This window comes from Viridibacillus sp. d25.2 (genome assembly GCF_055456015.2).
This window is the reverse complement of the sequence record NZ_CM196652.1, coordinates 1,550,462-1,562,919: the sequence shown is the minus strand read 5'-3', so window position 1 is coordinate 1,562,919 and position 12,458 is coordinate 1,550,462. Positions and strand designations below refer to the sequence as shown.

The following is a 12,458-nucleotide window of genomic DNA, read 5'->3' as shown; positions in this document are numbered from 1 at the left end:
AGGTAGCGTTTTGCTACTCGCTCCCCTAGCTTTCAATGATTATTTCAAGCCTTCTAATGCATCTAAGTCTTTTTTGTAATCTTCGTCTGGTGTTCTAACATAGCCTACAGCTTCTGCCATATCACCAGCATTTTCAAGAGCGTATTTCATAAAGTTATAGAATGTTGCATTTTCTTTTACTGCGCTATTCTTCACATAAGTGAATAGTGGTCTAGATAGCGGTGAGTATTCACCAGATTTGATTGTTTCATTTGTTGGCTCAATTCCGCCTACTTTTACGACTTTAAGATTATCTTTATTCGCTAAGTAATAAGCGTAACCGAAGTATCCGATAGCGTTTTTATCGCCCGTAACACCTTTTACTAGTACGTTATCATCCTCTGATAGAGTTGCTTTTTTCGCTAAATCTTTTCCGTCTAAAATAACTTCATCGAAGTAGTCATATGTTCCTGAGTCAGTACCTGGTGAGTAGTAGACGATTTTCTCTTTAGGCCAAGATGGATTGATATCAGACCATTTCTTTTCTTTACCATCTTCAGTCCAAATTTGTTTTAATTGATCAACCGTTAAATCTTCTATCCAATCATTCTCTTTATTTACTACGATAGATAAACCATCATAGCCAATTTTCATTTCTGTATAGTCAATGCCTGCTTCTTTTAACTTAGCAGCCTCTTCTTCTTTAATTTCACGAGATGCATTTGAAAAATCAGTTTCACCTGCTATGAATTTTTCAAATCCTCCACCAGTTCCAGAGACACCTACTGAAACTTGTACTTTAGGTTGAACAGCTGTATACTCCTCTACGATTGCTTCCATGATTGGTGCTACAGTTGAAGAACCGTCTCCTGCGATTTTTCCTTCTAGTTGCTCACTTGCACCAGCATTTGTTTCTTGGCTAGTAGCACCACTGTTTGACGTTTTGCTTCCTTCTTCTTTGTCACTGCTACATGCTCCTAACAAAAGTGCCGAGCCTACGATTGATGTCATCATGAAGTACTTCCAGTTTTTCATCTGTTTGTTCCCCCTAAGGTTTTTGTGTTTGTTTACTACACTGTTAACTATAAAGTAGACATGTTGAGGACATATAAATGGAATGTAAGGTTATATAAAGGTATTGTAAATGCTTTGTAAATCGCTGTCGTTTCTTGTAATAATATAAACAAAAAACGCCTCCCATTGTCATTTATACAATGGGAGGCGTTAGACTATATTATATAGAAGGAAGTCAAATTATTGTGCATCCATTTTTTGCGAATCTTCTTCATCGATTTGCTCTTTTGTAATAGGCTTTTGAATTTTTCCGCCTACTTTTTGCTTCGCTTTTTTCGAATTTTTCTTTTGGATTTCAAAATACTTATCTACAGCTTGGCGAGCAATTTTGTTATTGATAGCTTCATATTGATTTTGATTCGTGGAAATCCATGGTATTACTACTGCATATGCAATCTCCGGATTTTCATAAGGCGCAAAGCCGATATGTGTAACAGACAAAGTTTCTGTACCATAAGCACTTTTCTTCGGTCCGTAATAAACTGCTTGAGCCGTACCTGTCTTACCTGCTGCAGTAAATTTCGCATCACGGAAGGAGCTAGCCCCTGAACCTTGGCTACCAAAGTATACACGTCTCATACCTTCTTTTACATGATCAATCTCTACTTTAGAATTGTTAATTGTATTTAATACAGTTGGTGCTAATTCTTTTACAACTGGTCCTAATGTTTTACCATCAACTGATGGTTCACGAATTTCTTTCGCTAAATGAGGTTGTATACGTGTTCCACCATTTGCAATAGTAGATACATATTGTGCTAATTGCATTGGTGTAAAAGTATCATACTGACCTATTACTAAGTCGAGTAATTTACCTGATAGTGTTTCAGTCCCTTTAACACCTTCAACTTCACCCGGTAAATCAATACCCGTTTTTACACCTAAACCAAATTGAGCATAAGAGTTACGAATTGCAGTAAAGTCTTTTTGTTGAACAGCTAAACCTGCTCCTGGCACATAGTTAACTCCCGCAATACGAAAAGCCGTTCTAAACATATAAACATTGGATGATCGTTCAATTGCAGTCAAATCATTTAAAGCAATTGAACCACCTCGATTGAAAATAGATGATTTTATTGTGCCCGCGATATTAATCGGTGTATCGATCAACGTCTCTCCCATTTTGATAGCATTTAGAGAATATCCCGTTAAAAGTGTTGCAGGTTTTACAACTGATCCTGCCTCATAAGCAGATGTAAATGTACCAATGGCGTAGTCATTAACAGTCATCTTCCCATTATCATCTGTCTCAAGTTTCTTACCAACCATGGATAAGATTTCACCCGTGTTTGGATTCATCATGACAAGAAATGCACGATCTAATAATGAAGATGCTCCATGCGCTTTTGCAAATAATAATTGTTCTTCTACAATCTTATCAAGACTTTCTTGTAACTCACTATCAATGGTAAGCATTAATTCTTGTCCTGGTGATCCTTCTGATGCAGTTACTGTATCTACGACTTGCCCTTTACCGTTTGTAGCGTTTTTAACAACGGCCTTTTGACCTTGTAATAGTTCTTCATACTGTTGTTCAATATAACTTTTACCAACTCGATCATTTCGAGAATAACCACGTGCCAAATAATAATCGACCAGATTCTTTGGAATACCTTCTCTAGGGGTTGTCGTTGACCCTAAAATACTTAGTGAAGATTTTTTCACACGAGCCCAGTCTGTTGTAGTATTTACACCCGGTAGTTTTGATAAATTCTCTGATACAATAGCAAATTCTTTATTCGTTACATTATCACTTTTAATAATTTGTGGTGATAAATAATAGCCTGAAGCCATTAATCGATAAATCGCTAACACTTGTAAATCTTTCTTTGTTAATTCTCTTAATTCATCGTTAGTAATTCGCTCACGCACTAGTTGATCTAACTTCGCTTGTTTTTCTTTTTGTTCGAGTTCTGAATCGCTATTAATTTCTTTCTTTTCTTTTTCGCTTACTTTTGCATAAGCCTTTTCTTTGTTAAGTGTTATCCAAAAGTCTCTTTTATCTCGATCTGTGATAGGTTTCGTATCCATTTTAATGAGTTTTGCGAGTTTATTTGCAATTTTCAACATGTCTTTTATTGTTGTAGATTGTAGTTTCGTAAAAGTAATCGCATTCTTTGGTTCATTATCAACTAAAACTCGACCCTGTCTATCATATATACGGCCACGAGGAACGCTAGAATTTATCGTTACTTCATCAGTTCGCGCTAATTCTCTCACATAATCTTCACCTTTAACGATTTGCATATACCCTAAACGCAAGATTAAAAGAGAAAACAAAAGGAAAATTGAAAAGAAAAGTATATTCATTCGAAACGAAAGATTTGCACGCTGTTTAGCTTTAACACTAGATGCACGTTTCTTTTTAGATGTATTTTTTTGGCGCATGCAATGTCCCCCCTTCCGCTTAATTCACAATTAGTAGTATATCATTTTCAACACAAAAACACACCGTCGTCATGTCGAAAATAGTCTAATTGCTTTTAATTTTGCATGAGATTAATGGAGTGCTCTATTATTTTTTTGAAAAGATAATAAAAGTACAAATTACAAACTTTCTAGATTACCCTATGTATTCTTTTACCATAAAAAAAGCACGTACCTTTTTGACGTCAAAGGTACGTGCTTTGTTGCATTTATATTAGATTATTTTGCAGCTGCGAAACGTTCTGCAACTTTATCCCAGTTTACTACATTCCAGAAAGCACCAATGTAGTCAGGACGACGATTTTGGTAGTTTAAGTAGTAAGCATGTTCCCAAACATCAAGACCTAATAATGGAGTTTTTCCTTCCATGATTGGTGAATCTTGGTTTGGAGTTGAAGAGATTTCTAATTCGCCAGTAGCAACTGATAACCAAGCCCAGCCAGAACCGAAGCGAGTTTTAGCAGCATTATCGAATTGTTCTTTGAAAGCATCAAAGCTACCGAATTTAGCGTCAATTGCAGCTGCTAATTCGCCAGTTGGTGCTCCACCTGCATTTGCAGCTAAAGATTCCCAGAATAATGAGTGGTTAGAGTGACCGCCACCATGGTTACGTACAGCTGTACGAATTGCTTCAGGAACAGCATCTAAATTAGCAATAATTTCTTCAACTGATTTCCCTTCGAATTCTGATTTGCCTTCTAAAGCAGCGTTTATGCCTTGAACATAAGTATTGTGATGTTTAGTGTGGTGAATTTCCATTGTTGTTGCGTCGATATGTGGTTCTAGTGCATCATATGCATAAGGTAATTTTGGTAATTCAAAAGCCATGATTAAATTTCCTCCTCAGGATTAATAAGTATTAATTACATTCTTAGATTATCAAAATACAGGCTTGCGTTCAAACATTATTCACTAAAACGCTCGATTTCAGCCTTTTGACTGAAAGTCTATTAATTTATCATACAATTTATATCACGATAACAAATATTATAATCATGATTATTTGGATGATTCCCTTCGTAATAATAGAAGTTAAGAATCCAACGAGTGAACCAATCCCCGTTAGTATCGCCTGTTTCAAACTGCTTCTATTAACGATTAATTCGGCTAAAATAGCTCCTAAAAAAGGGCCGATTAGTATTCCTGCAATAGGAATGACAAATGGACCGATTAATAAACCAATCGTGCTCCCCCACATGCCAGCATTTGAGCCACCAAATTTTTTTACTCCAAAAGCATTTGCTAATGTATCTGCTCCAAATAATAATGCAACAAACAGAATTTGAATTACCCAGAACCACCAAGGTAAATCTCCAAAGCTATAAAATACTCCATATAAGATAAACCCTAATAATATAAAGAGTACTGATGGAATAATTGGATATACAAGTCCTGCAAAAGCAATAATGAAACTTATAATAATGAGTATCCAAGCGATTATATCCATAGAACCCCTCCTTAATGTTTTTGTAAAATAGCTTCTGCTATATTGACAGCGTGATCTCCTATACGTTCCAAGTTACCTACAATATCTGTAAAGACTATACCTGAGTGTGCCGAACATTGCCCAAGATTTAATCGATGAATATGTTTTTTTCTAAAAGTTCGCTCCATTTGATCAATGAGCTCTTCTTTTTTTATCACTTCAATTGCCAATCCATGGTCAGTTGTATCCAAAGCCAGAGTTGCCTTTCGAACCGTTTCAATTGTTAATGAGAACATTTCTATTAAATCGTTTGTAGCAGGTTCACTCAACTGTACCCCGTTCACAGTTTTATAGTCAATTAATTCTACGATATTCTCAAAATGATCTCCAATACGTTCAATATCACGGACATTTTCTAGTAAAATATGGTGTCTAGTGGAATCTGTATCTGACAGTGGTTGTACAGAAACTTTCACTAGATAATCAGTGATTTTCTGATCTAGACTATTGATTGCTTCTTCATATCGTAAAACGGTTGAAGCATGTTTTTTATCATTTGTTTTCAAATATTCAAAGGTCTCTTCTAACCCTCTAATACTATATTCACCCATACGTAAAATTTCTTCTTTTGCTTGTCCTATAGCTATGGCGGGTGATGCCTCAATAAAATGCGGATCTAAACTTCTTGGTTTATATTCAATAGTAGAATCTTCACCAGGTATGAGTTTCGTTACAACATATGCCCAAAAACCTAATAACGGCAATTGTATCATTGTATTCACTACATTAAATGTGCCATGTGCAAATGCAATCTGCATTTTTGGTTCTAATCCTGCAACGCCTGCTAGCCATTCAATATATAGAGTAAATTGAGGTAATATCAAAAGGAAAATAATCGTTCCGATGACATTAAATAATACATGCATAGCTGCAGCTCGTCGAGCGGCTACTGATGCTCCAATAGATGCTAATACAGCCGTTATTGTCGTTCCTATATTATCACCGAACAAAATTGGTAACGCACCATGAAGAGGCATTAATCCTTCTCCATACAATCCTTGTAGAATACCGACAGTAGCACTAGAACTCTGTATGAATATAGTTATCAATGCTCCTAGAGTAACTCCTAGTATAGAATGCTCACTAAGACTTAACGCCATATCGATAAATGATGGTAGCTCTTGTAAAGGCTTCATCCCTTTACTCATTAGTTCCAGTCCTACAAATAATCCTCCAAGGCCAAAGACAATTTGTCCAATATTTTGTATGCTATTTTTCTTAAAGAAAAACAATAGAAATGCACCAATCGCTAAAACTGGATATGCAAATTGACCAATATCAAAGCCAATGATAAATGCCGTAAAAGTCGTTCCTATATTGGCCCCCATTATGACCCCAATCGCTTGACGTAGTGTCATAAAGCCAGCACTTACAAGTCCTACAATAATGACCGTGGTACCCGAGCTCGATTGAATAAGTACAGTTACTAAAATACCGACTAATACACCCATCACCGGATTTGTTGTATAGCGATCTAATATATCTCGAAGGCGATCTCCTGCTGATTTTTGTAAGCCATCACCCATGTATTTAATAGAAAATAAAAATAGTCCTAATCCTCCAAAGAACTGGAAAAGCATATCTTGCCAATTCAGACTCACCTGCTGTCAACTCCCTGCGCTTCTATTAAGCTATGTGCTTTATTATGAAGAAAACGTAATCAAATTGTAAGTTATTCTCGAAAAAATTTACAATCGTTTAATATTTTTACTTTTAATATAGTGGAATTGTTCACAATGACGACAATTACTAAGTATTATGAACTCATGGTAATATAACATAGAAGGAGAATATCATATTATGAAAATTAAACATTATCAATTATTTGTAGACAGTATATTACACCCAAAAAAGCTCGCAGCATACCGAATGCTACCAATTGGCAAATTGATTCAATACGTTTTTATATTAATCACTTTTATCACCATAATTTCTTTTATCCAGTTCTTAACGGGTGTTGGCTCAAGCGTAGACACTTCACAGCTTGAAGGGCTAAAAGAGTACTTGGAGGATATTAAATGGTTAATCTATCCGTTTGCTTTCATCTTTCTATTCACCATGGCTACGTTTTTAACTTTTGTACGAATAAGTATTTATGGATTTATAGGCTCTTTATTGTTGAAAATGATGGGACATCGTGGTGAATACCGCCATATTTGGCGTACAACTGCTCTTGCTACAACTCTATCTACTATTCTCTCCAGTTTACTATCTTTTACTTCATTAAACGGAACGCTAATGACCATTTTTTCTATGGTGATTACAGTAGCTTATATTGCAAGTGCTATTACAAAATACCCGAAAATAAAAAAATAATAGAATTGCAACGAATGAATCTCTCTCTTGTTCATATATTGAACGAAGGGGGAGATTTTTTTGAAGATATTCTTTTCTGCACTTGGTATTCTGTTTATTGCTTTTATCCTAAAAATTGATCTTCTAGAGGGTACAATCCCACTAGCAGCTTTTTATAAAGAATCAGTTGTTGAAGAAACTTGTGTTGACGTACCTGATATTCAGACAATCACCGTTCGTACAATACCAGGTGATAGCCTACAATCATTATTTGCGCTCTACCCATCTGAAGATTCAATGAGCTTCCCAGAACGCCTGGAGCTTTTTTATGAACTGAATCCACATTTACTAAAACAGTCCTTTAAGCCTGGTGAGTTAATTCAATTACCTTTCAGTACAAAAAATGCTCACTCATGTACAAATTAAACAATTAATGTTTCTTCCTTGTCATTTTCTTTAGAACACTGCTAAAATAGTGTACAGTGAAGGCTCTATTTTTGAGCCTATGAAGGAGAGAGTTTTCATGAATGAAATCGTTCACCGTACTAACACGCGGAAAGTTCGCGTAGGTGACTTAACAATTGGCGGAAGTAATGAAGTAATTATACAAAGTATGACAACAACTAAAACACATGATGTGGAAGCAACTGTGGCAGAAATTCTTCGTTTAGAAGAGGCTGGCTGTCAAATCGTGCGTGTTGCTTGCCCAGATGAGCGTGCAGCTGATGCATTAGCTGAAATTAAAAAACGTATCCATATCCCACTAGTAGCGGATATTCACTTTGACTACAAATTAGCCTTAAAAGCAATTGACGCTGGTGTTGATAAAATTCGTATTAATCCTGGTAACATCGGTCGTAAAGAAAAAGTAGAGGCTGTTGTAAATGCGGCTAAAGCTAAAGGCGTACCAATTCGCATCGGTGTAAACGCTGGTTCATTAGAACGTAAAATTCTTGAAAAATATGGCTACCCTACTGCAGACGGTATGGTTGAAAGTGCCTTACACCATATTAAAATCTTAGAAGACTTAGATTTCCATGATATTATCGTTTCTATGAAAGCATCTGACGTAAACCTAGCAATTGAAGCGTATGAAAAAGCATCTCGTGCATTTGACTACCCACTTCACTTAGGTATTACTGAATCAGGTACATTATTCTCAGGTACGATTAAATCTGCAGCTGGTTTAGGTGCAATATTAAGCATGGGTATAGGAAATACAATGCGTATTTCATTAAGTGCGGATCCTGTTGAAGAAATTAAAGTAGCACGTGAACTATTAAAAACATTTGGTTTAGCTTCTGACATTCCGACACTTATTTCATGCCCAACTTGTGGTCGTATTGAAATTGACTTAATTTCAATTGCTAATGAAGTAGAAGAATATCTTCAAACAATTAAAGCTCCACTTAAAGTTTCTGTACTAGGATGCGCAGTAAATGGCCCGGGTGAAGCTCGCGAAGCTGATATCGGTATCGCTGGTGCTCGCGGAGAGGGTTTACTATTTATGAAAGGTAAAACTGTTCGTAAAGTACCTGAAGAAACAATGGTTGAAGAGCTGAAAATCGAAATTGATAAATTAGCCGAAGAATATTATAAAAAAAGAGATGCTGAAAAAGCTGAAAATGCAAAAGCATAGTATACAGGGGGCAATGAAATGAAGAAAAACTACCGTTTTGGCATCGATATTGACGGTACCGTAACAAGTCCAGAATCACTTCTGCCTCATATCAATAAAGCTTTTAACGTCAACTTAGCTTTAACAGATATAACGCAATATGATTTAACTGCTGCGTTCCCTGTTGATAGTGTTGAGTTTTTTAAGTGGTTTAGAGAAAATGAACCTGAAATTTATATGGCTTCACCTATTCAACAAGATGCACAAGCGATTTTAACTGCTTGGCAAAAAGATGTGGAGCTTTATTACATTACAGCTCGTGAAGACAACTCAACAGAAGTCACATATGAATGGTTTAAACAATTCAATGTACCATTTGATAAAATTGACATCGTTGGACCAGTCAATAAAGCTTTTAAAGCCCGTGAATACGATGTACATGCCTTTTTCGAAGACAAGCATTCAAATGCCGTACAACTTCATGAGGAATTAGACATTCCAGTACTATTATTCGATGCACCTTATAATCGCGAACCCATTCCAAATGGCGTGATTCGTGTAAGTAACTGGCAAGAAGCTAATCACTGGATCAAAAAAGAATTCGGTATTTAAGGAAAACGCTAGACAAAAGACATTCAGAATGCTCACATTCTGAATGTCTTTTGTTATTTACATATATTTTGGTTATTTAAGCTCCTCTTTTGTAGATAAAATACTCTTTGAGTGTTAACTTGTATTCCATTTTTGAACTTCGCCAATTACAATTGGCGAAGTTCTTTAAATTCACAGCAGAAAAGGTAAGCATTTCCTGCATAGACACTTTTTTAAGACCGCTTACGGTATTTTTTATTGATTGTTATTATTCCCCATAATCTCAGAAGATTTGTTTATATTATATGTGTAGTTGATTGGAGCGAAGGTGGTGACTCCTGCGGGAAAAGCGAGACAGTCCAAGACCCTGCAGGAGCGTAGCGACGAAGCGGCTTAGCACCCGCCCGCGGAAAGCGTCCATCGTAGCGGAAATCAACGGTCTTATCTATTTAAAAAAAAAGATAAAAGACCGTTGATAAATTCGAATTTCTTCGACTTTGTCTACAGTCTGAAATGATTTCGCTATCATTTTCCACCAACTCAAAAGATTTTTTTATATTACATGTGTAGTTGATTGGAGCGAAGGTGGTGACTCCTGCGGGAAAAGCGGGAAGTCCAAGACCCTGCAGGAGCATAGCGACGAAGCGGCTTGGCGCCCGCCCGCGGAAAGCGTCCACCATAGCGGAAATCAACGGTCTTATCTTTTTTCAAAAAAATAGACCGTAGATAAATTCGAATTTCTTCGAGTTTGTCTACAATCTGAAAGGATCTCGTCATCATTTTTCATCGCCTCAAGAGATTTGTTTTTATTACATATGTAGTTGATTGGAGCGAAGGTGGCGACTCCTGCGGGAAAAGCGGGAAGTCCAAGACCCTGCAGGAGCGTAGCGACGAAGCGGCTTGGCGCCCGCCCGCGGAAAGCGCCCACCGTAGCGGAAATCAACGGTCTTATCTGTTTATTTTTAGTACGTAAATTGGGCACTAGCTTTTTTTGTTACCAATTGTTAAAATTCAATACCTAATAGTTCTTTCACTTCTTTATAGAGAGCAGTATTTTTCTTTGCTGATATATAAGTCATTTCTTTTTTTACTGGATCTTGGAAAAACACAGTACCATCTTTTAATACATATAATTTATACGTTTTACCAGTGACATCTGCTGACTTAGAAAGTGCAATAATATAGTTCCCTTCGTTATGAAGTTCTTTTACACTTGCAGTATCCTTATATGATTTCGGCTTGATTACTTCCATTAGATTCACTTTTTGTATAAATGATTGGATTACCTTCTTGTCTGTAATTGTCTTTCTAGTAGTATCCGTACCAACGCCCTCTTCATTTACACCTTGTACATATAGTGACTGATAATCCTCAGTATCTGGAATTTTTATTTCCTTCGTTTTACTCGCCTTATCTTCTTTTCCACAAGCACTTACAATCATTATCGTCATCAATATCATTAAGACTATCTTCCATGTCTTCAAGTATTTTCTCCTCCTCTAGTTGCAACAATATTTCAAGATCATATTGCCATTATTATACTACGGATATATAGCACTGTCATAAAGTCGCAGAAGTTGTAACAAGATTGGCAAACGTTTCTCCGGTTAATGTTATTTTTGAATCTATAGAACATATTAAATCCTTAAAATGCTTTTTATAGAAATTTATTGGAACCTTTTAAATTAGTGACCGTTCTAAATTCTACATATTAAGGAAAAGAGGTGGAAATAATTAATTTTCAAATGGATCGACAATTAAATTTATATTTATGTATGCTAGCATTTATCAGTTGCTTATTTATCTATTCAAGTAATGCTAATTCCGGGCAATATAGCGGTTCTTTTATAGTTAAACAAATGGTCTTCTTTTGCATAGGCTTTGCCATCATGTACATAATTGCAAGGCTAGATTTCAATCAATTAAAGAAAATTTCTTGGTATTTTTATACGCTGATTGTACTTTTATTAATAGTGCTAATTTTCGCCCCTGAAAGTATTGCTGAACCTATCAATAAAGCAAAAGCTTGGTATCAAATCAAATATATTGGTACCTTCCAACCCTCTGAGTTTTTAAAGTTTGCATTTTTACTCGTTGTTGCCCAAGTTATTGTAAAACATAACACAAAGACATTTAAACAAACTTACATAACTGACTTATGGCTATTACTCAAAATCGGTTTTATTGTCATTCCCCCAATGTTAATCGTTTACAAACAACCTGATACAGGAATGATTATGCTTTATATGGCTATGCTAATCCCGATGATTTATTTTTCTGGTATTAAATATCAACTGTTAGTACTCATGACACTAATTCCTACAATCGTCATTAGTGCTATCGTGATTATATACTTTAGATTTAATAGTTTCTATACAGAAAAAATTTTAGGTAGCCTGTCACCTCACCAAGTTTCTCGTATTAATGGCTGGCTTCATCCATTTGAATTTAGCGATTCTGCCTTTCAAACCAAGCAAGGATTGTTAGCAATTGGCTCTGGATTACTTGGTGGGAAAGGATACTTAGAGAATAATGTCTATGTCCCTGAAAAACATACAGATTTTATATTTTCTACTATTGCTGAAGAAACGGGATTCATCGGCGGATGCATTGTAATTGTCTTGTTCTTTTTATTAATCTATCGCATGGTTTTTCATGCTTTACATGCTAAAAAACAATATACCTTCCTATTAGCTTCCGGTATCATCGGCTTATTCACGTTTCAAATATTTCAAAATATCGGCATGACAATTGGCTTGTTGCCTGTGACAGGTGTTACATTACCATTCCTTAGTTATGGTGGTAGTTCGTTATTATCTAATATGATGCTGCTTGGGCTAATTCATGTTATAAAAAATTCGTATAACGGTTATTTGTTCCAAAATACAAATGAAGTGGATGTGCAATTTGATGCAAAATTCCCCCGACAAAAGGATACTCGTACTATTTAGTTTAGTAAGTTTCTTTTTATTAATACTAATTGTTCGC

The 12,458-nt window shown here is 35.8% G+C and carries 11 protein-coding genes; 5 read left to right on the top strand and 6 right to left on the bottom strand.

The features are described 5' to 3' along the window. Window positions 1-39: 39 nt before the first annotated feature. The 5 genes from ACZLO7_RS07670 to ACZLO7_RS07650 form a co-directional block, all read right to left on the bottom strand. Window positions 40-1,014 (bottom strand): PstS family phosphate ABC transporter substrate-binding protein, encoded by a 975-nt coding sequence (locus tag ACZLO7_RS07670; RefSeq protein WP_464938617.1) that lies wholly within the window; start codon window positions 1,012-1,014, stop codon window positions 40-42. 219 nt (window positions 1,015-1,233) lie between these two features. Further along, on the bottom strand, window positions 1,234-3,441 hold the full coding sequence (locus ACZLO7_RS07665; RefSeq protein WP_464938618.1) for a peptidoglycan D,D-transpeptidase FtsI family protein: 2,208 nt from the start codon (window positions 3,439-3,441) through the stop codon (window positions 1,234-1,236). Between the two features lie 258 nt (window positions 3,442-3,699). Then, window positions 3,700-4,308, bottom strand: coding sequence for a superoxide dismutase (locus ACZLO7_RS07660; protein WP_464938619.1), 609 nt, complete (start codon window positions 4,306-4,308; stop codon window positions 3,700-3,702). Between the two features lie 139 nt (window positions 4,309-4,447). Then, on the bottom strand, window positions 4,448-4,927 hold the full coding sequence (locus tag ACZLO7_RS07655) for a DUF456 domain-containing protein (RefSeq protein WP_464938620.1): 480 nt from the start codon (window positions 4,925-4,927) through the stop codon (window positions 4,448-4,450). Window positions 4,928-4,938: 11 nt separating this feature from the next. Further along, the gene (locus ACZLO7_RS07650; protein ID WP_464938713.1) at window positions 4,939-6,546 is read right to left on the bottom strand and encodes a Na/Pi cotransporter family protein; all 1,608 of its coding nucleotides are present in this window, start codon (window positions 6,544-6,546) and stop codon (window positions 4,939-4,941) included. A gap of 220 nt (window positions 6,547-6,766) precedes the next feature. Between ACZLO7_RS07650 and ACZLO7_RS07645 the strand changes: the two genes are divergently transcribed. The 4 genes from ACZLO7_RS07645 to ACZLO7_RS07630 all read left to right on the top strand — a co-directional run bounded on the left by ACZLO7_RS07645 (window position 6,767) and on the right by ACZLO7_RS07630 (window position 9,491). Next, complete coding sequence (locus tag ACZLO7_RS07645) at window positions 6,767-7,282, top strand: DUF1189 family protein (RefSeq protein WP_464938621.1); 516 nt, start codon at window positions 6,767-6,769, stop codon at window positions 7,280-7,282. Window positions 7,283-7,342: 60 nt separating this feature from the next. Continuing rightward, entirely contained in the window at window positions 7,343-7,687 is a 345-nt protein-coding gene (yqfZ, locus tag ACZLO7_RS07640; protein ID WP_464938622.1) for a protein YqfZ, read from the top strand. A gap of 97 nt (window positions 7,688-7,784) precedes the next feature. Then, window positions 7,785-8,900 (top strand): flavodoxin-dependent (E)-4-hydroxy-3-methylbut-2-enyl-diphosphate synthase, encoded by a 1,116-nt coding sequence (gene ispG / locus ACZLO7_RS07635; RefSeq protein WP_464938623.1) that lies wholly within the window; start codon window positions 7,785-7,787, stop codon window positions 8,898-8,900. 18 nt (window positions 8,901-8,918) lie between these two features. Next, complete coding sequence (locus ACZLO7_RS07630; RefSeq protein WP_464938624.1) at window positions 8,919-9,491, top strand: 5' nucleotidase, NT5C type; 573 nt, start codon at window positions 8,919-8,921, stop codon at window positions 9,489-9,491. Window positions 9,492-10,474: 983 nt separating this feature from the next. Here ACZLO7_RS07630 and ACZLO7_RS07625 read toward each other — a convergent pair. Continuing rightward, window positions 10,475-10,954, bottom strand: coding sequence for a hypothetical protein (locus ACZLO7_RS07625; RefSeq protein WP_464938625.1), 480 nt, complete (start codon window positions 10,952-10,954; stop codon window positions 10,475-10,477). A gap of 240 nt (window positions 10,955-11,194) precedes the next feature. Between ACZLO7_RS07625 and ACZLO7_RS07620 the strand changes: the two genes are divergently transcribed. Next, window positions 11,195-12,421 (top strand): FtsW/RodA/SpoVE family cell cycle protein, encoded by a 1,227-nt coding sequence (locus ACZLO7_RS07620; RefSeq protein WP_464938626.1) that lies wholly within the window; start codon window positions 11,195-11,197, stop codon window positions 12,419-12,421. Window positions 12,422-12,458: the final 37 nt, after the last annotated feature.

Bases quoted from the DNA above. Each gene is read 5' to 3' on its own strand.
- ACZLO7_RS07670 (WP_464938617.1), bottom strand. From the start codon at position 1,014: ATGAAAAACTGGAAGTACTTCATGATGACATCAATCGTAGGCTCGGCA.
- ACZLO7_RS07665 (WP_464938618.1), bottom strand. From the start codon at position 3,441: ATGCGCCAAAAAAATACATCTAAAAAGAAACGTGCATCTAGTGTTAAA.
- ACZLO7_RS07660 (WP_464938619.1), bottom strand. From the start codon at position 4,308: ATGGCTTTTGAATTACCAAAATTACCTTATGCATATGATGCACTAGAA.
- ACZLO7_RS07655 (WP_464938620.1), bottom strand. From the start codon at position 4,927: ATGGATATAATCGCTTGGATACTCATTATTATAAGTTTCATTATTGCT.
- ACZLO7_RS07650 (WP_464938713.1), bottom strand. From the start codon at position 6,546: ATGCTTTTCCAGTTCTTTGGAGGATTAGGACTATTTTTATTTTCTATT.
- ACZLO7_RS07645 (WP_464938621.1), top strand. From the start codon at position 6,767: ATGAAAATTAAACATTATCAATTATTTGTAGACAGTATATTACACCCA.
- ispG (WP_464938623.1), top strand. From the start codon at position 7,785: ATGAATGAAATCGTTCACCGTACTAACACGCGGAAAGTTCGCGTAGGT.
- ACZLO7_RS07630 (WP_464938624.1), top strand. From the start codon at position 8,919: ATGAAGAAAAACTACCGTTTTGGCATCGATATTGACGGTACCGTAACA.